Below are 298 nucleotides of genomic sequence, written 5' to 3' on the forward strand. Positions count from 1 at the left end.
GGCAGGTTTAGCTCCTCTATTTGGCTGGAAAACAAAGTTTTCCTCCATTCCCTCAGGGTCTCTGGTTGTAAGCTGGCTTCCACCTGCTGCATCCTGCCTTGGTCAGGGAGGATGAGCAGGGCACTGGCATTTCCTGTGTACTTCAGCTCCACCACAGTGCAGAAAAGCTCCTCATCTCGGAAGTAGGGTGTGGTCAGGTCCTCCATGCTCATCATGGGCACTATCACGGGCCTCCTCTTGCCCGCGTAGAACTCAGACTTGAACGTGTCAAGAGGGTCAAAGGGCACCTTCCATTTGG

Annotated in this window: 1 protein-coding gene; it reads right to left on the minus strand. The window is 54.0% G+C overall.

Annotation, left to right across the window (positions count from 1 at the left end; translation table 11 throughout):
* On the minus strand, positions 1-298 hold a 298-nt coding region (locus PZC42_RS20635; protein WP_277213942.1), incomplete at both ends, for a serpin family protein.

This window comes from Isoptericola croceus, assembly GCF_029382255.1.
GTDB classification, from domain to species: Bacteria; Actinomycetota; Actinomycetes; order Actinomycetales; family Cellulomonadaceae; genus Isoptericola; species Isoptericola croceus.